19 protein-coding genes are annotated in these 21,443 nt (G+C 66.8%); 16 read left to right on the top strand and 3 right to left on the bottom strand.

Annotation, left to right across the window (positions count from 1 at the left end; translation table 11 throughout):
* Positions 1–38 precede the first annotated feature (38 nt).
* Positions 39–2,291 carry a VWA domain-containing protein gene (locus LDH74_RS01870; RefSeq protein ID WP_226040941.1) on the bottom strand — a complete coding sequence of 751 codons (2,253 nt, stop codon included), beginning with the start codon at positions 2,289–2,291 and terminating at the stop codon, positions 39–41.
* Positions 2,292–2,325: 34 nt separating this feature from the next.
* Here LDH74_RS01870 and cobN point away from each other — a divergent pair, with 34 nt between their 5' ends.
* The 3 genes from cobN to LDH74_RS01855 are packed head-to-tail and all read left to right on the top strand — an operon-like array spanning position 2,326 to position 7,755.
* Positions 2,326–6,216 carry a cobaltochelatase subunit CobN gene (gene cobN, locus LDH74_RS01865; protein WP_226040940.1) on the top strand — a complete coding sequence of 1,297 codons (3,891 nt, stop codon included), beginning with the start codon at positions 2,326–2,328 and terminating at the stop codon, positions 6,214–6,216.
* Entirely contained in the window at positions 6,209–6,967 is a 759-nt protein-coding gene (locus LDH74_RS01860; RefSeq protein WP_226040939.1) for a precorrin-8X methylmutase, read from the top strand. The genes cobN and LDH74_RS01860 overlap by 8 nt, the downstream gene beginning before the upstream one ends.
* Entirely contained in the window at positions 6,964–7,755 is a 792-nt protein-coding gene (locus LDH74_RS01855) for a cobalt-precorrin-7 (C(5))-methyltransferase (RefSeq protein WP_226040938.1), read from the top strand. Before LDH74_RS01860 ends, LDH74_RS01855 begins: the two co-directional genes overlap by 4 nt.
* Before the next feature lie 452 nt (positions 7,756–8,207).
* Here LDH74_RS01855 and LDH74_RS01850 read toward each other — a convergent pair whose 3' ends face one another.
* A complete protein-coding gene (locus LDH74_RS01850; protein ID WP_226040937.1) occupies positions 8,208–8,375 on the bottom strand; it encodes a hypothetical protein in 168 nt (55 codons plus the stop codon).
* Positions 8,376–8,435: 60 nt separating this feature from the next.
* Entirely contained in the window at positions 8,436–8,993 is a 558-nt protein-coding gene (locus LDH74_RS01845) for a DUF1802 family protein (RefSeq protein WP_226040936.1), read from the bottom strand.
* A 238-nt stretch (positions 8,994–9,231) separates the two neighbouring features.
* Here LDH74_RS01845 and LDH74_RS01840 point away from each other — a divergent pair, with 238 nt between their 5' ends.
* The 13 genes from LDH74_RS01840 (at position 9,232) to LDH74_RS01780 (ending at position 21,398) form a co-directional block, all read left to right on the top strand.
* Entirely contained in the window at positions 9,232–10,539 is a 1,308-nt protein-coding gene (locus tag LDH74_RS01840; RefSeq protein WP_226040935.1) for a cobyrinic acid a,c-diamide synthase, read from the top strand.
* Between the two features lie 249 nt (positions 10,540–10,788).
* Positions 10,789–11,571, top strand: a complete 783-nt coding sequence (locus LDH74_RS01835) for a 3-oxoacyl-ACP reductase family protein (RefSeq protein ID WP_226040934.1) — start codon at positions 10,789–10,791, stop codon at positions 11,569–11,571.
* Positions 11,572–11,878: 307 nt separating this feature from the next.
* Positions 11,879–12,496, top strand: coding sequence for a precorrin-6Y C5,15-methyltransferase (decarboxylating) subunit CbiT (gene cbiT, locus LDH74_RS01830; RefSeq protein WP_226042585.1), 618 nt, complete (start codon positions 11,879–11,881; stop codon positions 12,494–12,496).
* Positions 12,493–13,311, top strand: coding sequence for a cobalt-factor II C(20)-methyltransferase (locus LDH74_RS01825; RefSeq protein ID WP_226040933.1), 819 nt, complete (start codon positions 12,493–12,495; stop codon positions 13,309–13,311). The genes cbiT and LDH74_RS01825 overlap by 4 nt, the downstream gene beginning before the upstream one ends.
* Positions 13,308–14,204: a cobalt-precorrin-4/precorrin-4 C(11)-methyltransferase gene (locus tag LDH74_RS01820; protein ID WP_226040932.1), complete on the top strand. Its 897-nt coding sequence runs from the start codon at positions 13,308–13,310 to the stop codon at positions 14,202–14,204. Before LDH74_RS01825 ends, LDH74_RS01820 begins: the two co-directional genes overlap by 4 nt.
* A 273-nt stretch (positions 14,205–14,477) precedes the next feature.
* Entirely contained in the window at positions 14,478–15,476 is a 999-nt protein-coding gene (gene cbiG, locus LDH74_RS01815; RefSeq protein ID WP_226040931.1) for a cobalt-precorrin 5A hydrolase, read from the top strand.
* On the top strand, positions 15,473–16,354 hold the full coding sequence (locus LDH74_RS01810) for an SAM-dependent methyltransferase (RefSeq protein ID WP_226040930.1): 882 nt from the start codon (positions 15,473–15,475) through the stop codon (positions 16,352–16,354). Before cbiG ends, LDH74_RS01810 begins: the two co-directional genes overlap by 4 nt.
* A 19-nt stretch (positions 16,355–16,373) precedes the next feature.
* Positions 16,374–17,417: a precorrin-3B C(17)-methyltransferase gene (gene cobJ, locus LDH74_RS01805; RefSeq protein ID WP_226040929.1), complete on the top strand. Its 1,044-nt coding sequence runs from the start codon at positions 16,374–16,376 to the stop codon at positions 17,415–17,417.
* 38 nt (positions 17,418–17,455) lie between these two features.
* The gene (locus LDH74_RS01800; RefSeq protein WP_098723960.1) at positions 17,456–17,722 is read left to right on the top strand and encodes a ferredoxin; all 267 of its coding nucleotides are present in this window, start codon (positions 17,456–17,458) and stop codon (positions 17,720–17,722) included.
* Positions 17,719–18,441 (top strand): cobalamin biosynthesis protein, encoded by a 723-nt coding sequence (locus LDH74_RS01795; protein WP_226040928.1) that lies wholly within the window; start codon positions 17,719–17,721, stop codon positions 18,439–18,441. The genes LDH74_RS01800 and LDH74_RS01795 overlap by 4 nt, the downstream gene beginning before the upstream one ends.
* Before the next feature lie 14 nt (positions 18,442–18,455).
* Positions 18,456–19,688 (top strand): CbiX/SirB N-terminal domain-containing protein, encoded by a 1,233-nt coding sequence (locus LDH74_RS01790; RefSeq protein ID WP_226040927.1) that lies wholly within the window; start codon positions 18,456–18,458, stop codon positions 19,686–19,688.
* A gap of 43 nt (positions 19,689–19,731) precedes the next feature.
* On the top strand, positions 19,732–20,103 hold the full coding sequence (locus tag LDH74_RS01785) for a DUF3209 family protein (protein WP_226040926.1): 372 nt from the start codon (positions 19,732–19,734) through the stop codon (positions 20,101–20,103).
* 2 nt (positions 20,104–20,105) lie between these two features.
* Complete coding sequence (locus LDH74_RS01780) at positions 20,106–21,398, top strand: PQQ-binding-like beta-propeller repeat protein (protein WP_226040925.1); 1,293 nt, start codon at positions 20,106–20,108, stop codon at positions 21,396–21,398.
* Positions 21,399–21,443: the final 45 nt, after the last annotated feature.

Genomic DNA, 21,443 nt, shown 5'->3' with positions numbered 1-21,443 from the left:
CGTCGATGTCGCTCGAGGGTGCTACCTCGGGAACCGTCCTATCGGCCCGTCTCGTCGGCCGCACGCTCGGCGGCCGTTCTGACGGCGTCGGCCGACAACGTGGCGAGGTCGACCAGTTCGCCGTCGGTTTCGCTCGCGACGAGTTCCGAGAGGCCGGCGCGGGAGTCGTCGCCGGCGTCGACGACGATCACTTGAGTGTCGCCCGTCGCGAGCGCTCGAGCCGCGGTTCGCGTCGCCTCGGTCGGACTCCCGTCGGCGACGTTCGCTCGCCCGTCGGTGACGAGGACGACGACCGAGGCGTCGGTGTCGGCGCGCTCGAGGACCTTCCGCGAGGTCTCGAGGCCGGCCGGCAGCGGCGTCCGATCGCCCGAGGGGAGGTCCTTGAGATGTCTGGCAGCCAGCGAGACGCTGTCGGTCGGCGGGAGCAAGACGTCGGCGTCCTCGCCGGCGAAGGCGACGAACGAGACCTGATCGCGGTGTTCGTAACTGTCGCGCAGGAGCTCGAGGACGACGCCCTTCGCGGTTCGCATCGCCGGCCGCATCGAGGCGCTGGCGTCGACGGCGAAGACGATCGTCACCGACGTCTCGCCGGTGCGGACGGATCGCCGGAGGTCCCGCTCGTCGACCCGCGACTCCCCGCGGGACGCGGCCGACCGGACCGACGCGGCGGCGTCGATCGGTCCGTCGCCGGACGCGCGTTCGGTACGGACTCGAGCGCCCCGGTTGTCCGCGCTCGGTGCCGTGCTCGCTCGCGTTCCCGTGGCGCTCGCGGCCGCGCTCTTGTCGCGTTCGGCAGTCGGCGTCTCGAGATCCGGTGCCCGCGCCTCGCCGATCCCTGCGCGCTGCTGGCCGGGAACGAGCGGCTGGGCGGTTTCGTCTTCGCTATCGTCTTCGGGTGACTCGTCCGACTCCGAGTCATGCTCGCTCGAGTCGTCGTTCGAACTCCCGTTACCGGTCTCGGCGGACGACCGGTTCGGCGATGCCGGATCATCACTGCCCTCCGTTCGTTGCTCGGGCTCGGAGTCCTCGCCGTCGTCACCGTCGGATTCGGGATCGGTGCCGTCGCTCGAGCCGTCGCCGTCCGTACCGCCGTCGTCATCGCCGGATCCGTCGTCTCCGCCCGCCTCGCGATCGCCGCGCTCGTCTCCGTCTCTCGGTTCGGGCTCTGATTTCGGATCGTCGCCGTCACTTCCATCACCGTCGTCCGCGTCATTTCTGCCAGATTCGTTTCCCTCCTCGTTGCCCTCGTCCGGCGACTCCTCGTCGAACCGGTCCTCGAGCAGGTCGTCGAGCTCCGGTTCGTCCTCGAAGGGCGTGCTCCGGAGGCGGTGTGGGAGCGCGTAGGTCGCGGCCTCGTGGATATCGGGCTCGATGACGGTCTCTCGACCCTCGAGCGCGGCCAGCGTCATGGCGGTTCGAGCCGTCGCCACGTCGCCGCGGTGGCCGTCGACGCCGGCCTCGAGGCAGAGGTCGGCGATCTCCGCTTTGAAATCGGGCGGGAGATCGACGCTCGAGAGGCGATCGCGGGCCGCGGCGAGGTCGCCGCGCAGCGTTTCGACTTCGTCTGCGTACTCCGTCACAGCATCCGTTTCGCCGCCGTCCGCCTCGAGCGCGCGGTCGATGATCTCGACGCGGTCGTCGATCTCGCGACAGCCCTCGACGGTGGCCTGTAGGGCGAATCGATCCCGCAGTTGAGGCCGTAGGTCGCCCTCCTCGGGGTTCATCGTGCCGATGAGCGTGAAGTCGGCGGGGTGAGAGACGCTGATGCCGTCGCGCTCGACGGTGTTGAGCCCGCTCGCGGCCGAGTCGAGGACGACATCGACGAGGTGGTCGTCCAGCAGGTTGACCTCGTCGACGTAGAGGATGCCGCGGTTCGCCCGAGCCAGCAGGCCGGGATCGAAATCCGCCTCGCCGGCCAGCGCGTCTTCGACGGAGAGGGTGCCGACGACGCGGTCTCGAGTCGCACCGAGCGGCAGCGTGACGAGCGGGACCGGGCGCGTCTCGACCGGCAGGTCGTCGGAATCGCGTTCGCGGCACTCGTCGCACTGCAGATCGGGGTCGTCGGGCGAACAGCCGTACGGACAGTCGGCGACAGCTCGTTGCTCGGGGAGGAGATCCACGAGCGCTCGAACGGCGGTCGACTTCGCGGTCCCCTTCTCGCCGACGATCAGGGCCCCGTCGAGGCCGTCGTTGGCCGCGACGGTCAACAACACGCGTTTCAGATCGTCCTGTCCGACGATCGCCGGAAAGGGGAGTGACGACAGCTTTTTGCCCCCGGCGTTTGCAACCATACTTGCGCTAATACAACAGAGGTTTAAAAACACGATGGCACGGATCGGGATCTACACTGCGACGGAGAACGAACTCGGCTCGATCGGCCGGGCCGCACAGCGCCTCGAGGGGGTCGAGCTGGTCGTCCGGTCGGAGAGCGACCTCGACGAGGAGGCCGACGTCGAGGAGTTCGTCGAGGAATTGCGCGACGCCGCGGCGGCCGTCTTCTGGCTGCACGGGGCCGAGGACAGCATGCCGGGCTACGACTACGCGACGGGCGCGCTCGAAGAGGCGGGCGTCCCGCTGATCGTCAAGGCGACCGGCGACGCCTTCGCCGTGGAGGACACGACGGTTTCGGCAGCCCACCGAGACCGCGTCTACGACTATCTGGAGAAGGGCGGGACGATCAACGTCGCGAACCTGTGTCGGTTCCTCGCCGCCGAGTACGAGGGACAGGATTTCGAGTACGACGATCCCACCGAACTGCCGACGGAGGGGGTCTACCACCCCGACCATCCGGGGATCGAGTACGAGGACCTGCTCGAGACGCACGATCCCGAGAAGCCGACGGTCGCGGTCTGGTTCTACGAGTCCCACTGGACCCACGAGAACACCCGCTACGTGGATTCACAGGTCCGGGCGCTCGAGGAGCAGGGGGCGAACGCCCTGCCGATTTTCTGTAACCCCGCCACGGATACCGACGAACAGGAAGACGCGGAGTGGGTGACGGACAACTGGCTCATCGACGCTGACGGGAATTCGATCGTTGACGCCGTGCTGTCGTCCTTTATGTTCTCGCTCTCGATGGACGAGCGCGGCCGCAGTGCCAGCGACGAAGGTACCTCCGCGGAAGACGTCTTCCTCGACCGGTTGGGCGTCCCCGTTTTGCAGACGGTCACGACGATGCGATCGCGCTCGCGCTACGAATCCAGCGACACGGGCGTGATGGGCTTTGAACTCGCCCTCTCCGTGGCGCTGCCGGAGTTCGACGGCAACGTGATCACACACCCGATTTCCGGCAAGGAGCGCACCGACGACGAGGCCGGTATCGGCTCCGCGCCGAAACACCACTTCCCGATCGAGGACCGGATCGACCACGCGACCCGCCTCGCTGTGAACTGGGCCGAGCTTCGTCACACGCCCAACGAGGACAAACAGGTCGCCGTGGTCCTCCACAACTACCCGCCGAGCGACGACGGGATCGGGACCGCATTCGGTCTCGATTCGCCGGAGTCGACGGTCAATTTGCTCGAGGAACTCGACGCTCGAGGGTACGACCTCGGCGACGAGATGCCCGACAGCGGGCAGTCACTCGTCGAGAAGTTGACCGCCCAACTCACGCTCGAGGACCGCTGGGTCGCACCCGAGGACGTCCGGGACCTCTCGGTCGATGTCGTTTCCTCGGACACGTACGAACAGTGGTTCAGCGATACTGACGACCGATTCCAGGAGAATATTATCGAGGAATGGGGCGAGGTTCCCGACCGCCCGTTCGCGATTCCGGGCGTCGAGTTCGGCAACGTCCTCGTCACGGTCCAGCCCCCGCGCGGGTTCGGGATGGATCCATCGAAGGTCTACCACGACTCGAACTTGCAGCCCCCACACGACTACTACGCCTTCTACGGCTGGCTACGAAATACGTTCGAAACCGACGCGGTGGTCCATCTGGGCACGCACGGCAGCCTCGAGTGGCTCCCAGGCAAGACCGTCGGCCTGAACGGCGAGAGCGCACCTGACCAGCTGATCGACGACATTCCGAACGTCTACCCCTATATCGTCAACAATCCCGGTGAGGGGACTCAGGCCAAGCGCCGATCCTACGCCGCTATCGTCGACTACCTCACGCCCGTCATGCGGAACGCGGGCACCTACGACGAGCTATCCGAACTCGAGGAACTCGCCAACCAGTATCGAGAAGCCGGAATGGAGGACGCTCGCGCAGACGACGGCGAACACCTGGCGGACCTCATGCGCGAGAAAGTCGAGGAGCTCGATCTCGCCGTCGAACTCGGTATTACCGGGACGATCGACGAGAAGGCCGACGTTCGCGGTCCGGATGTGGCTGGCTCGAGCCTCGCTGAAGGCGACGTCGAAGGCGACGAGGTCGATATCGACGAACTGGTCGAACGGATCCACGAGTACCTGACCGACGTGAAGACGACCCAGATCCGGCTCGGACTGCACACCATGTCCGAGCCGCCGGAGGGCGAACGCCTGACCGAGTATCTGGTCGCCCTGACGCGACTCGAGAACCCTGGCGCACCGAGCCTTCGCGAGAGCGTGGCCGGCGCGCTGGGCGTCGACTATCAAACGATGCTCGACTCCCCCGGCGAGTACGCCGAGGATCTCGGGATGACCTACGCCGAGGCCGCGGACATCGTCTACGAGACCAGCGTCGAACTGATCGAGACGCTCGCCGAGCACGACTTCGACATCCCGGTCTCGGGTCGCGAGGCCGGTCCCGATGACGAGGTCAACGTCAACCTCCTGATCGTCGACCTCGAGACGATCGGCGACGGGCGCGCGAAATCCGGCGCACACAACGACCTCCGGGAGGCCCTCGCCTACATCTGCGAGGAGGCCCAGCCGCGCGTGCAGGGGGCCGAGGACGAGATTCCCAGAACCGCGGATGCCCTCTCGGGCGAGTACGTCCCGCCGGGGGGCTCCGGCGCGCCGACCCGCGGCGGGGTCGACCTGCTGCCGACCGCGCGGAACTTCTACACGCTCGACCCGCGCAAGGTACCGGCGAAGGCCGCCTGGCAGGTCGGGAGCGAAGTCGCAGAAGGGGTGCTCGAGCGCCACCACAGCGAAAACGACGAGTACCCCGAGGAGATCGGCGTGGTCGCCTGGGGCACCCCCACCGTCCGCACCCGCGGTGAGACCATCGCACAGGTGCTCGCGATGATGGGCGTCGAGCCACAGTGGACCGACGCCGGACGGATCGACGACGTCGAACCGATCCCGCTCGAGGAACTCGATCGACCCCGCGTCGACGTGACGACCCGGGTATCCGGGCTGTTCCGCGACGCCTTCCCGGCGGCTGCGGGCGTCATCCACGACGCCGTCGACGCCGTCGTGGATCTCGACGAACCCCTCGAGAGAAACTACGTCAAAAAGCACGTCGAGGAGGAGCAGGCGGAACTCGAGGCGGAGGAGGGCCTCGACGAATCGGACGCCCGCAAGGCCGCGAAACACCGCGTCTTCACGACCCGCCCCGGCGGCTACGGTGCCGGGACGAACAAGGCCGTCGACGAGGGCAACTGGGACGATCGCTCCGATCTCGCCGAGGTGTACGTTCAGTGGGGCGGCTACGCGATGGGCTCGAGAGGGCGCGTCTCGGACGCCCACGAATCCTTCGAGCGCCGCCTCTCGAGCGTCGACGCGACGGTCAAGATCGAGGACACGATGGAACAGGACGAGTTCGACTCCTCGGACTGGTACGCCTTCCACGGCGGCTTCATCTCCGCCGTGTCCGAAATCTCGGGCGAGGAACCGGCCTCCTACGTCGGCGACTCCTCGGACCCGGACAACGTCGACGTCTACACCAACGAGGAGAAGGTCCGCAAGGCCATGCGCTCGCGCGTGCTCAATCCCGACTGGCTCGAGTCCATGGAAGAGCACGGCTACAAGGGTGCTGGCGACCTCTCGACGACCGTCGACGTGACGCTCGGCTGGGACGCGACCACCGGCGTCGTCAGCGACACCCTCTGGGAGGAGGTCGCCGAGAAGTTCGCCTTCGACGAGGATCGACAGGACTGGATGCGCGACGTGAACCCGTGGGCGCTCGAGTCCATCACGGACACGCTGCTCGAGGCCATCGAGCGGGACCTCTGGGACGCCGACGACGAGACGATCGACCAGCTTCGAGACCTCAATCTCGAGGTGGAAGGCGATCTCGAGGCGCGGACGACCAACGAGGCCGTGGGGGTGACCACCGATGACTGAACAAGAGTTCGAGAAGGAGTACGCCGATCTGGGTGCAACGACGCAGAACGCGATGGACATCGCGGAGACGAGCATGGACATCGTCCGGCAGTTCGTGCCGGACGAGACGCTGGCCGACCGCATTCGGCAGAAGTCGGTTCATTCGATGGGTGACATCGAGTTTCAGCACCTGATCGAGTTCACTGGCAGCGACGCGCTCGGCGACGACGAGGACGCGCCGGTTCGGGCCGGCGCTCGAGCGGTCCTCGACGAAGCCACGATCGTCACGGACATCACGATGTCCAAGGCCGGCATCACCGGTCGCGGACACAACTGCGAGAAGCGGAAAGCGATCGGCAACGGGGCAGAGCTGGCCGAGGAGACTGGGATGACCCGAACCGCGGCTTCGGTGCTCGAGCTCGACAAGCAGGGCGTCTACGACGGCGCGATCGCGACGATCGGCAACGCGCCGACGGCCGCCTTCGCGCTGGCGGACTGCATCGAGGACGGCACCCGACCCGCCGCCATCGTCGCGACGCCCGTCGGCTTCGTCAAGGCCGAGGAGAGCCGCCAGCGCATCCGCGAAGTCAGCGAAGAATATGCTGTGCCGGCGATCACCAACGTCGGCCGCCGCGGCGGCAGCGGACTGGCGGCGGCCCTGACGAACGAACTGATTCACGTCGCGAAAGACGTTCGGACCGACGACCTCGAGTTGGAACTCGAGGCCGAGGCTCGAACAGCCCGGAATCGCGACGCGACCGAGGACGAATGAGCGACGAATACGACCTCGAGAGCGGACCGGACCCGGCGACGTTCGCGGCTGCAGCGGCGGAGCCAGATATGGACGAAGGGGCGGACGACCCGGTCTACGCCGTCGGCGTCGGGCCGGGGAATCAGGAGTATCTCACCCCCCGCGGCGAGCGCGCGATCCGCGAGGCCGACGTCGTCGTCGGCTTCGCGACCGTCGTGGAGTTCGTCGAAGACCTGACGGACGCCGACTTGCTGACCTGCGGCTACAAGGACGAGGCCGAGGCGCTCGAGGAGTTCGGCGAGCGCGTCGCCGCCGGCGAGTCCGGAACCGCGGTCGCGATGGGCGACCCGAACCACTCGGGCTACCAGTTCGTCGGGAAGGTCCAGGACGCCGTTGAACGCCGCGATACAGAACGCCCGGTGCGCGTGATTCCTGGCATCTCGTCGCTCCAGATGGCCGCCAGCCGCGCCCGGACGCCGATGGAGGACACGGAGTTCGTCACGCTCCACAAGAGCGGCGACCTCGCGGCCGACATGGACCGCCTCGCCGCCGCGGCGACGGCAGACGAACGGCACCTGCTCGTGCTCCCGCGCCCCTACGACCGGATGCCCGGCGACATCGCCGCGTTCCTGCTCGAGGCGGGCGCTAAATCCGACCTCGAGGCGCTGGTGCTCGAGAAGCTGACCCACGACGACGAGCAGGTCCATCGATTCACGCTCGCGGAGCTGGCAGAACACGCCGGCGGGAGCGGGAAAGAGGATACGCCGTTCTCGGATCTGGTCGTGCTTGCGGTCCGTCAACCGGTATAATCTGTCGGCTGTCGGGTGTCTATGGGCTGTCTGGTTCACTCCGTGCCGTCGGGTCTCACCGTCCTCGATTCGATTCTGTCGATCACGCTCGGATGACTCCTGGTCAGAAAGCCCCCGGTGCGCTCGAGTCGGAGGGCTCGCTGCGGTCCTCGTCTCCGTCCCGTCGACTGCGGTCCTTGCGTCGCCCGCCGTCCCCGATCGCACCGGCCCCTCTCAGTCCCACCCACCCATCTCCCCACCCATTACCCTCCCCAACCGACTCGTTCGCTCGCTGGGCTCGCTCACTCGCCCCTCGCACGGGTGAGTGACGCGCTCTCGCACTGCTCGAGCGCGTCGGTAGCGCGCGCCACGTGGAGAGTCAGAGCGGCTCGAGCACGGTGAGAATCACGACTGGCGTGGCGTAATTGGGGAGCCACGATTGGCGAGCCGGGGGCAGAGTGCCCGACCGTTCGCTACTCGTCGCCTTCGTATTCGCGCAGCACCGACGACACGGTGTTCGACACTTCCTCGAGCGCGACGGCGTTGGTCTTCCTGAGAGTATCGTCGTCCTGTGCCTGACCCAGGTGTCGGAGCGCCTCGCGAAGGTGACGTTCGGTGTCGGTTCCGTTTGTGCCACTCATAGTTCGAGGGGGCGGTCGTAACCGACTCGAGCGGTTAAGTTCGTCGGTGGGGTGAACCGGTCACTCGAGCGCGTCTCGAATCGCCGCGCGGCGTTCGGCGAACGTCGCGTCGTCCAGTACGGGTGTCGTCGACTCGAGATCGATATCGACCGCGTCGGCCAGTTCGATCCAGGCGCGACAGCCCCGATAGCTGTCGCGTTCCTCGATAAGCCGCGGCGATTCGAGCGTCGACACACGAAGTAACAGCACTCGCAGGTCGTCGTCCGGACCGTACTTGTCGCGCAGGCCGTCAGGGGTGTAGACGTAGTGACGTGCGAGGGAGGCGAGGTCATCGCTCGAGACGGTGTACTCCTCGCGAACGTCGGCGACGGCGCGGATCGGCACGCCGTCGTCCGGTTTGGTGCTCGCTCGATGGTAGTACTCCTCGTATCCGGACTGGTAGCGACTCGGCTCCTGATGCGTGTAGGCCGGATAGAGGACGAACCGGTCGTCAATCGTTCCGGGGTCGAGGGTAGGATGTCGAACGAGCACCGTCTGAGAGCCGTCGGCGAGGGCGGTAACCACGCCGGCGCGCTCTTTCAGCGCGGGGATCAGGGTCGTCGATTCGGTCGTCCTCATTCGTCCCTGCCCAACGCGAACGACTCCCAATTACGTTTCGGCTTTTCGCCCGAACGATCCCTTGTCCAGCCGTCTCGGACGGCTCGAGGACGTGAGGCGACGCCGCGGTGCTCGTCGATGCCACCGACGCATTCAAGTCGAATTGTCCTAACTCAACGACAATGATGTTCGTGGACGCCACGGCTATCGCGGACGACCGGATCGTGAAGACGACCGAGCGCGTCCCGGAGCGGCGACGATGAAGGGGTTCGTCCTCGGCGGCGTCAGCTCTGGCGTCGGGAAGACGGTCGCAATGCTGTCGATTATGCAGGCGCTCGAGGACGCGGGCCACGAGGTCCAGCCGGCCAAGGCGGGCCCGGACTTCATCGATCCGAGCCACCACGAGGCGATCGCGGGGCGTCCCTCCCGCACGCTCGATAGCTGGCTCGAGGGCGAGGACGGTCTCCGCCGGAATTACCGGCGCGGCGAGGGCGATATCTGCGTCGTCGAGGGCGTGATGGGGCTCTACGACGGCGACGGCTCCAGCACCGCGATGGTCGCCGAAGCGCTCGGTCTTCCTGTCGTCCTCGTGGTCGATGCGAAGGCCGGTATGGAGAGCGTCGCCGCGACCGCGCTCGGCTTCCGCGAGTACGCCGAGACGATCGGCCGCAACATCGAGGTCGCGGGCGTCGTTGCCCAGCGGGCCCACGGCGGCCGCCACGAGCAGGGGATCCGCGACGCGCTGCCCGACGACCTCGAGTTCTTCGGTCGGATCCCGCCGAACGACGACCTCGAGATTCCCGACCGACATCTGGGCCTCGAGATGGGCGCGGAGGCCGCGCTGCCCCGGGACGCGCTGCGGGCGGCCGCCGAATCGCTCGCGGCCGATCGACTGGCGGCCGTCGCGAGCGAGCCGCCCGCTCCCGAAACGCCGCCCGAATCCGGGGAGTCGGTCGACGCTACGATCGCCGTCGCCAGTGACGCCGCCTTTTGCTTCCGGTATCCGGCGACGATAGAGCGGTTTCGGGAGCGAGCCGAACTGGTCGCGTTCTCGCCGGTCGCGGGCGACGCCGTCCCGGACGCGGATGCTGTCTATCTCCCCGGCGGCTACCCCGAACTCCACGCCGACGCTCTCGAGTCGGCGGGCACCCTCTCGGAGGTCGGTGACCTCGCGGCTGACGGGGTGCCGGTACTCGGTGAGTGCGGTGGCCTGATGGCGATGAGCCAGTCGCTAACGACGGCCGAGGGTGAACGGAGCGAGATGGCCGGCATTCTGCCTGCAGACGTTACCATGCACGACCGCTATCAGGCGCTCGATCACGTCGAACTCGAGGCCACCGAGGAGACGCTGACGGCGGCCGCTGGCGAGACGATCCGCGGTCACGAGTTCCACTACTCGAGCGCCGACGTCGATGGCGACGCCCGATTCGCCTTCGAGACGGTTCGTGGCGACGGCATCGACGGCGACCACGACGGATTGACCGAGTACGAGTCGCTGGGCACGTACGTCCACGTCCATCCCGAGAGCGGGGCGTTCGATCGATTCCTCGAGTCGATCGCAAACTGAGTTCGTCCGCCGGTACTCAACCGCGAACGGGATTCGGTTATATCCTAGTTATAGTGCTCGCACTGTCGTGCCGCATACGGGCCCCACTTCGCCGTCCGATCTACCGGTCTCCCGGACGGTCGGTCCGGTTCCGAATGGCAGCCGGGACGGCGAGCCCGATCCAACGAGACGACGTGTGAACGAACGTTCGTTCACACGTTCTGAAACGAGAGTCAGGTCATTAACACGAACCGGCACGTAGGGTCCCGTATGGCCGAAACGATGCAGCGCCTCGAGCCCCTGGAGCGCCGTCCGCTGACCGACCGAACCTGTCTCGTCACCGGGTCCTCGCGGGGGATCGGTCGCGAGATCGCGTTCGAACTCGCCCGGTGCGGCGCCGACGTGGCGGTCAACTACCGCTCGTCCGACGCAAAGGCCCGCGAGGTGACCGAGACCATCGAGGAAAACGGCGAGACGGCAATTCCCGTCCAGGCGGACGTCTCCGATCCGGCGCAGGTCGAGCGGATGGCCGAGGAGATCCGGGCTGAGATCGGTGAGATCGACGTGCTCGTCAACAATGCGGGGATCACTATCGATCGAACGTTCGAGAACATGACCTACGAGGACTGGCAGACCGTCATCGACGTCAACCTCACCGGGACGTTCAACTGCACGAAGGCGTTCTACGAGGACATCAAAACCTCCGATCACGGCCGGCTGATCAACATCTCGAGCGTCGTCGGCCAACAGGGCAACTACGGGCAGGCGAACTACGCGACCTCGAAAGGTGGTCTCTTCGCGTTCACTCGGACGCTGGCGCTCGAACTCGCCAGTCACGATTCGACGGCGAACTGCGTCGCGCCGGGATTCACGGAGACGGATATGCTCGAGAAGGTGCCCGAACGGGTTCAAGAGAAGATTCGAAACGACATTCCGCTCGGCCGATTCGCCAAGACCGAGGACATCGTCGGCATGATCCGGTTCCTCGCCGGCGATCAGGCCGAGTACATGACCGGGCAGGTTCTCGGCATCAACGGCGGGATGGAGTGGTGACGGTACGGTTGTCGTAGCTTCGAGCTGTCGTAGCCACAGACCGTCACTCTACACCTGATCGCATGATCGCGGTGCGATCAGCACGGAATCCGTTTCAGTGGTTACTGTCGTGGTGCGTCGGCCCGAACGATGCTCATCGGTCTCTTTTCTCACTCGCTTCGGCAGTTCTCGACCGTGTTTATCCCCGAGACGAACGGTCGGATCCGATTATCAACCTCCGTTGTCCTACTCCAAGTCTACATGGGCAATCGTAGTTGTTCTACCCCAAACAAAATTGTTTTAGGGGCGGGCTCTGTTCCACCTGATGATGCCACCCATCGCGCTGCCACACGACGCGAAGGCCGGCCCGACCAAGTCGGAGGTACGCGCCGTCGTCGGCTCGAAGCTCGCGCTCGAGTCGGACGATCACTTCGCGGAGGTCGGCTCCTGTACGGGGGCCGTCACGATCGAAGCCGCACAGCGAGCCGGGCGGGTGACCGCACTCGAGCGGAAACCCGAGCGACTCGAGACGACGGAGCGGAACCTCGCCGCGAACGAGGAGTCGGTACGCGCCGACGTCGAACTGCGCAACGCGGAAGCGCCCGAGGGGCTGCCCGACGACGCCGACGCGCTCTTTCTCGGCGGAAGCCGCAACTTCGAGGAGGTGCTCGATCACGCGGTCGAGACCGAGATCGACCGCGTCGTGATGAACGTTTCTCGACTCGAGGTCGCCGGACAGGCGACCGAGGCCTTCCGCGAGCGCGGCCTGCTCGAGGAGGTCGTCCAGTTTCAGGTGAGCCACGGCTACGAACTCGCCGGGGCGACGAGTTTCAACTCGGACAACCCGGTGTACATGCTGGTCGGGAGCGCGACGCCGGACGAAGACGCGGACGACGATGGCGGGAAGAAAGTCGCTGCAGACGGTAGCGGGAGGAGTCGACAATGACGCTGTACGGCGTCGGACTCGGCCCCGGCGAGGCCGATCTCGTAACCGTTCGCGGGAAGGAGGTCCTCGAGAACGCCGACGTGGTTTACTCGCCGGGCCGCTTATCGCGGACGGTCGCGCTGAAACACGTCGACGAGTCGAAGATCGGGGACCTCGATTTCCCGATGACGAAAGACGAGGAGAAGCTGCGAACGGCGTGGAAGGCGGCCGCGGCGGAGATCGCCCCGAACGCACGCGACGGCGATGTCGCCTTCGTGACGCTTGGCGATCCCAACGTCTACTCGACGTTCGGCCACCTGCGCCGGACGATCGACGCTTTTCATCCGGACGTCGACCTCGAGATCGTCCCCGGCGTGAGCGCCGTCACGGCCTTCGCGACCGCGATGGGGGTCGAGATCGAGGCCGGCGCGGGACTCTCCTTGCGGGAGGCTGCCAGCGGGGCGAGTCCGACCGGTCCCGATCGGATGATCCTGTTCAAAGTCACCGACGCACCGGCGACCCACGAGGGGCTTCTCGAGGCCGGCTACGACGTGACCTACGGTCGCCGGCTGTTCATGGAACAGGGCGAGACGATCGTCACGGACGACCCTGCGGAGATCGACGAGCGCGACTACTACACGCTCGCCTACGCCGAGAAGGAAGACCTCGAGGTCGAGCAGGCGACGGCGGCCTTTCAGACCGACGACGAGGCGGGATCGGAGGATGCGACGGCAGATGGTGAGCCGGTGACCGACGGCGGTCGGCTGATCGAGATCGAGCACGCTGAAGGCTGCGAGGGCGGCGACTGTGGCGGACACCGCGGAGGACACCGATGACTGATGACACACCGAACGACCCGCAGGACGCGATCGACTCGCAGGGCGAACGCCGCCGCGAGGAACTCGACGACCGGATCTTCGACCACAGCGCCGGCGACGAACAGGAGGGCATTCCCTTCGTCGGTGCCGGCCCCGGCAACCCGCGGCTGCTGACCGTCGCCGGAAAGGAACTGCTCGAGGCGGCCGACCTCGTCGTCCACGCGGGCTCGCTCGTCAACAGCGAACTGCTCGACGAGTACTGTTCGCACGCCGAACTGGTGAACTCCGTGGGGAAGGACCTCGAGGAACTGATCCCGCTCATGAGAGACGCCTACGAGGACGGCGACAACGTCGTCCGCCTGCACAGCGGCGATCCCGCCATCTACGGGGCCGCGCTCGAGCAGATGGACGCGCTGGAACACGAGGGCGTCCCCACCCACTTCGTCCCGGGCGTCACGTCGGCCTTCGCGGCCAGCGCGACGCTGCGGACGCAGCTGACGCTCAACGAGGTCTCGAACCACGTCGCGTTCACCCGGCCGCAGGGGAAGACCCTGACGTCCGAGGAGGACCACATCTCCGACTTCGTCGAGATGGGCGACGTGACGACCTGCATCTATCTGGGGACCCACGCGGTTCGGGACACGATGGACCGCCTGCTCGAGGACGACCACGACCCGGAGACGCCGGTCGCGGTGATCTACCACGCCTCGTGGCCGGACGAGGACGTGATCATCGGCGATATCGGGACGATCGCAGACAAGGTCGAGGAGGCGGGCTACCGCGCCTCGGCGCTGGTCGTCATCGGCGACGCCGTGACCGGCGCGGGCTACGAGCGCTCGTTCCTCTACGGCGACTGGGCCAATCGAGGATCGTCGGGAGAGTCCGGCGAGACGGAGGCGAGTGATGACTGAGATGCGCTGGAATTGCGACCGCGAATACGGCGAAAGCCCTTGGCGCGCTCGACGGCTGCGACTCGCTGTCGTTCGAAAGGCGCTGCGCGCCTTTCGTGATGACGAGAGAGCTTCGCTCTCTCGAGCCACGCCCTTCACTCACTCCGTTCGTTCCAGTGCTTGCGTCGCCTCGCTCGCCGAGCGCGCCAGCCCCTTTCAGTCCCACCCGGGCGGTGGACCGAGCGGGCTGGAGGTACGTGGACAAGAGAAGTTTGCTACGATAGAGGTTACACAATGAGTTCAGGAACTGAGAACGCAGACACGACGGACGATTCGGGATCGGATTCCGGCGGCGGCCACTGTTCGACGGCGGATTCGGACGGCGAGGTCGCAGAGGAGATCGCGATCATCTCCTTCGGCCGGAAGATGGATACCGCCGAGGAGATCAAAGCCGAGCTCGGCGATCGCTACGAGGCGATCGACATCATCGAGTACCACGGCGACGTCTTCGAGGAGCACTGGGGCGAGTACGACTGCTTCATCGGCCTGATGGCCTCCGGGATCGCGATGCGGAAGACGGCCCACCTGCTCGACGACAAGTGGGAGGACCCCGCGATCTGCGTCGTCGACGAGGAGCTAACGTGGGCCATCCCGATCACGGGCGGCCACCACGGTGCGAACCAGGTCGCACAGGACCTGGCGACGATGGGCGCGGTTCCGGCGATGACCACCGCCTCGGAGGCGGCCGGCAAGCAGGGCGTCGAGTCCCGCGCGAAGGCGATGGACACCCACGTCGTCAACGGCGACTCGACCGTGAAGACGAATCTCGCCGTCCTCGACGAGAACCTCGGTCCCGTTGCCCGACTCGAGGGCCCGAAGGCCGTCCTCGTCGGCGACGACGTAACGGTGCTCAAGCGCAACACGGACGACGGCTGCGTCATCGGCACCGGCAGCGTTTCGGGAGCGAGCAAGGAGTCGTTCATCACCGCGTGGGAGGAAGCCCTCGAGCGGACCGACTACGACTTCGACGACGTGGAGTTCGTCGGGACCGCGACTCGGAAGGAAGACGAGGAGGGGCTGCTCGAGGCCGCGCAGGAACTCGACCTCGGCGTGGTCGCCTTCGACAAGGAGACCCTGCTCGAGCACGAGGGTCCCACGCCCTCGAAGTCGAAGGAGCTGATCGGCTGGCCCGGCGTTTCCGAGGCGAGCGCGATCGCCGGCGGTGCTGAACAGGAACTCGTCCTCGAGAAGATCGGCTACGAAAACGAGGTTACGGTGGCGATCGGTCGATGAGCGGGACCGAGAGTGGATCCGCGGATGCGACGGCCGGCGGTACCCCCGACGATCACGGGACCCTCTACGTCGTCGGCATCGGCCCCGGCCTACCGGACCACATGACCAAGCGGGCCAAGGAGGTCATCGAGTCCTCGGAGGTCGTCATCGCCTCGAGCCTCTACCAGGAGTTTCTACGCGACGACGGGACGCTGCTGCCGGAGGAGCGAACGGACGAAGACGGCATCGCGATCCGAGACGACGGTTTCGAACAGGAGATCATCCGCTCGACGATGGGCCGCCAGATCGAACTCGCTCGAGCGGCGTTCGACCACGTCCGAGAGGGGAAGGACGTGGCCCACGTCTCCGGCGGCGATCCGTCGGTCTACGGCAAGTCCGACCTCGTCTTCACGATGGCGAAAGAGGACGACGCGACCGACATTCCGATCGAGATCGTCCCCGGCCTCACCGCGGCGCTCGGTGGATCGGCGAACGTCGGCGCGCCGCTGTGCAACGACTTCTGTACGGTCTCGCTGTCGGACAAGTGGCGCGGCTGGGACGAGATCGAGGAGAAGCTCCGGGCGGCCGCGATTTCGGGCTTCGTGATCGTCCTCTACAACTGCTGGCGCAACTACGAGCAGGCCGTCGAGATCGTCCGCGAGGAGCGGACCGACGACGCCGCCGTGGCAATCGTCAACGACGCCGGCCGGGAAGACGCCGGCCGGAACGGCGAGAGCCAGTTCATCACCACCCTCGGCGAGGCCGCCGACCACGACGACAAGGTGTCGGGGATGGGGACCTCGCTGATCATCGGCAACCACGAGACCGAAACCTGGCGCAACGACGACCGAACGTACCTCGTCACCCCGCGCGGCGGGCGTGACGTCGACGACTTCTAACTCACCACACAGCACAACGATGAGTACTGACACAAACGCGGACGCCGACGACGAATCGACTTCCAACTGCGGTGCCTCGAGCACGGAGAGCACCACCAGCGAGGCGAGCACCGATAGCTCGAGTTCGAAGTGCGGTGCCTCGAGCAGTACCGACGACTCGAGCGACTCCACGTGCGGAGCGTCCTCGAGTTCCGGTTCCTCGTCCTCGAGTAGCTGCGGGGCCTCGAGCTCCGACGACGACAGTTCGAACGAGAAAGAGGTCGGCTCCACGGTCGACGACTTCGACGCCGAGCCCGGCAAACTGAGCGCCGTCGGCCTCGGTCCCGGCCACCCGGAGGGGATGACCGACCGCGCGAAGACGGCGCTGCTCGAGGCGGACCACATCGTCGGCTACACGACCTACATCGACCTCATCCCGGACGAGATCACGGAGGAGGCCGACGAGCTGTACGACACGCCGATGTGCGGCGAAGTCTCCCGCACCGAAGAGGCGATCGACCGCGCGCTCGCGGGCCACGACGTCGCCATCGTTGGCAGCGGCGACCCCAACGTCTACGCGCTCGGTGGGCTCGCACTCGAGATCCTCGAGTCCAAGGGCGCGACGGCGTCGATGGTCGACTTCGAAGCCGTGCCGGGCGTCCCGGCGGCCCAGTCCTGTGCGGCCCGGCTGGGCGCGCCACTGGTCAACGACACCGTCTCGATCTCGCTGTCGGACCACCTCGTCCCGATGCCGGAAATCGAGTCGCGGCTCCACTCCGCGGCCAAGGAGAGCTTTACGATCACGATCTACAACCCCTGGAGCCGCAAGCGCCGGGAGAACTTCGAGAAGTGCTGCGAGATCCTCATGGCCCACCGCGACGAGGACACGCCCGTCGGCATCGTCCACGGTGCCGGCCGCGACGACGAACAGGTGATGATCACCGAACTCGGGGAACTCGAGGAGCTCGGCGAGAGCGAGATCATCGACATGACCACGACGATCGTCGTCGGCAACGAGGACACCTACGTCTGGGACGACCGGATGGTCACGCCGCGCGGCTACGAGACGAAGTACGACTACTGAGCGCTTCGATTGAAATCCGACTCAGACGCAATTCACCAATGTCACGATACGAAGTTACTATCGAGAAGGACGCCTGCGACGGCATCTTCGCCTGCCTGACCCGCGACCCGCGATTCGTCGAGGGCGAGGACGGCCTCGCGACGATCGATCCCGGCGCGGATCCGGTCTACGACTGCGAAGGCGAGGTCACCGACACCGACGAGCGCGTCGTCGCGACGTTCGACGACGACCGCATCGACGAGGCCCAGCAGGCCGCCGCGGCGTGCCCGACGGACGCGATCATCGTCGAGGAGGTGGGCGAATGAGCGACACGGAATCCGCGACCGAGATCGAGGTTCCGTCGGATCCGCTCGCGGGTCACGCCGCGACGGCGTACTTCTGGGGCCACGTCGCCGGGAGCGGCGATGTCTCGGACGCCGGCATCGAGGTCGTCACCAACGACGAGGCGTCCGCGCAAGTGCTCGCCGCGATCGCGGGCGGCGACCTCGAGCACGACACGACCACCCGCGACTACGCCCACGACACGTCCATTACGCGAACCGAGGACGAGTACACGCTCTCGATCGGCGGTGACGGGGGAGAGGGAGCCGACACTGAGGGAGCCGGCCTGCTCGGGCGCAGCGGCGCGCTCGGCCTCCCCGTCGACGGCCGCGGCAACTACCGCTTCGGGGCCTTCGCGAGCTACGATCGGGAACTGCTCCGCGGGCTGCTCGAGGGCTGTGGCACGATCTGCTTCAAGTCCTCGAGCGGCACCGTCGGCATCTCGTTCGTCCACGATGACGAGGAGTTGCTCGAGCTCGCGCGAGAGCTGATCGCGGCGTGTCCGGTTACCGCGCCGATGGGCGACCTCTCGGAGACCTCGTCGGGCGGCTACTGGTTCGGCGTCGACGACGATGCCGCCCCCGACTTCGGCACGTGGCTCTACGAGAACTGCGAGGAAACCGGACTGTTCGCGCCGAGTCGCCGCCGCAAACTCGAGCGGAGCCTCGAGCAGGCGTCAGCTTACGACGGCGACGAGACGTAGTACACCGACAATCGATGAGCACACCCGACGAGATCACGCCCGCACCGACAGCCGGCTTCGACGACGAGGCCGTCCTGCTGGTCGGTCACGGCTCCCGACGCGAGAAGTCCAACGAACAGGTCCGCGAACTGGCCGCCGACCTCGAGTCCCGGCTGGGGATCCCGGTCGACGCCGCGTTCCTCGAACTCGCGGAGCCGGCGATCGACGAGGCCTTCGCGGGGCTCGAGCCCGTCGCGTCGCAGGTTACCGTCGTCCACTGCTCGCTGTTCGCCGCGAGCCACGTCAAGAACGACGTTCCCCTGGCGATCGAACAGGCCCGGGCCGAGCGCGACCTCGAAATTGCCAATGGCGCGCATCTGGGTGTCCATCCGGCGATTTTGGATCTGCTGGACGACCGCGCCGCGGCCGTGGAACGCGAACTGGGCGTCGACCGCGAGGCGGACGACGTCGCGGTCGTCGTCTGCGGCCGCGGATCGAGCGATCCGGACGCCAACGGCGACGTCCACAAGCTTGCCCGGCTGCTCTACGAGGGCCGCGAGTTCGACCGCGTCGAGGCCTCCTTTATCGGCGTCACCGAGCCGACGCTCGAAGAGAGCCTCCACGGACTCTCGAAGCACCGGCCAGACGCGGTCGTCGTCCTGCCGTACATGCTCGGCGACGGCGTCCTCACTCAGCGCGTTCGCGACTGGACAGCGGAGTTCGACGAGGACTATCCTTACGTCGATGCGCTGGCCGGCGACCCGCTCGGAACCGACTCCCGGCTGCTGGATGTCTTCGCCGATCGCTGGCAGGAAGCGAGGTCGGGGAGCGTCGAGATGTCCTGTGACACGTGCAAGTACAAAGTCGACCTCGAGGGCTACGAGGAGGACGTCGGCGGGGCTCGAGCCATGCTGCGCGCGCTGGCACATCAGGAGGCCCACGCCGACCGCGAGGACGTCGACGACGAACCGCACAGTCACGACGCGCCGGAAAAGCACGTCGCGGTCTGTACCAACCAGACCTGTGCGAAGATGGGGGCGCCGGCGGTCCTCGAGCGCCTGCGCCAGGAGGTGCGGGATTCCGCGCACTGTGACGCCCGTATCACCCGCTCCTCGTGTCTCGGACGCTGCGGCGACGGGCCGATGGTCGCGGTGTATCCGGACGGAATCTGGTACGGCGGCGTCGAAGACGACGACGCCGAACGGATCGTCGGCGACCACCTCGATCGGGATCGCATCGTCAGCGATCTCGTCGATCAGACGCTGTAATCGAACCGAACGACGCGAAATCGACAATTCAGATATTCAACCCATGAGCTGCTACGAAATCGAAGCGCTACGACTCGGACTGATGACCGTCCTCGGCGTCGGGGACGACAGTGCCCGCGATCACGCGGAGAAAGAACTCGAGGGCCACCTCGAGGGCCCCATCCAGGGTCTCGCGGAGGCCGACAGCCTCGCGGAGATCGAACGCCACCTCGACGCGGCGCTGGTCGACCTCGAGGAAGAGGTTGCATCGATGGACAGCGACGACCCCGAATACGACTACACGCGCGGACGACTGCTGGCGGTCCGGGACGCCGAGCGGGCGGTCCAGCGGCTGAGCGCGCAGGGAGAGAGCATCGTGGACGGGCTGGGCGACGCCCACGATACCCTCCACGAGACGTTCCCGGTCGAGGAGTGACGATGAGCGAAACTGCCGATACCGAACGGGAACGATCCCTCGAGTTTCGGTCGGTCCCGCTCGGCGAGATCGAGACGGCCCGCAGCCGCCACATGTGGACTCGATCCGCGGTCCACGTTGCGGAGGACGGAGACCTCGTCGTCACGGGGACGTGGGACGGAACCGTCACCGCCCGCGACGCCGACACGCTCGAGGCGCGGTGGACGGCCGATCATCCGGACCACGCGGTCGGGATCGCGTCCCTCGAGGGCGGTGTCGATGAGAGTGTGGACACGATCGTCGTCGCCGGCCGCGGCGAAACGGGGACGATCGCAGCCTACGACGGGGAGACCGGCGACCGGCGCTGGCGGTACGACACCGCTGACGACGTCGGCGAGGCGGTCAAGGACACCGTCTTCTACTTGCCCTACGTGGTCGCGCTCGAGACTGGAACCGACGCTGACGGCAACGATCGGCTCTACGCGGCCGCACGACGCTACGAGCGCGACGGCGAAACTCGACGGTGGCACAGCACTGTCTACGCGTTCGACGCCGACGGCTCGGTCCGCTGGACGTACGAGACCGACGCCTCGCCGATCGCACTCGATCTCGATGCGGCGGGCGAACGGCTCGCAGTCGGCTACAACCGCTGTATGGGCGACCACGACACCGGGCTGGTAGTCCTCGAGACCGAATCGGGCGACCTCGGGTGGACCTGGGACCCCGGAACGGACGGCGACCGGCGCGTCGGCGACGTTTCTTTCGATGGGGAGTCGGTCGCCGTCTCGAGTCACGGCGACAAACGCGGCTACCTGCTGGGTCCCGGCGGTGCCGAGCGGTGGCACGTCGACCTCGCCGTCGAGACCGAGATCGACGGGGAGACGCTGTACGCGTATCCGAATCACGCGTACGCGAACGACGGCCGAGTGGCGTTCGTGACCGGCAACACGTACGCGATCGAGAGCCGCGAGACCGAGAGTCGCCACCCGAACGAACACCGCGTCGCCGCGTTCGACGCCGACGGGGACCTCGTCTGGGACGACGAGGTCCGCGGCTTCGTTCACGGGCTCGCTGCCGACGATGGGCGACTGGTCGCCCCCTGTGCACAGAACTTCCGCGTCCGCGATCCGGATACCCACGCCGTTCGCTGGTTCGATCTCGAGTCCGGCGCGGGCGGTTGCGAGCGCCTCGACGGAATCGCGACGGCGGCGGCCGTCGATAGCGGAACGGTCGCAGCCGTCGAGGAGCCGGTCGAGTACCACGACGAGGGCGAGACGCGCGGCGAGTACGCACTTCGCGTCGGCTCGCTCGAGTAACGCGGTCGATCGATTCGGCCGTCAGCAGGATTTTCTGCCGCAGTA

It is taken from the genome of Natrinema sp. DC36, from assembly GCF_020405225.1.
Taxonomy (GTDB): domain Archaea; phylum Halobacteriota; class Halobacteria; order Halobacteriales; family Natrialbaceae; genus Natrinema.
Note: the sequence above shows the minus strand (reverse complement) of the source record. Positions and strands in the feature narration are given on the sequence as shown.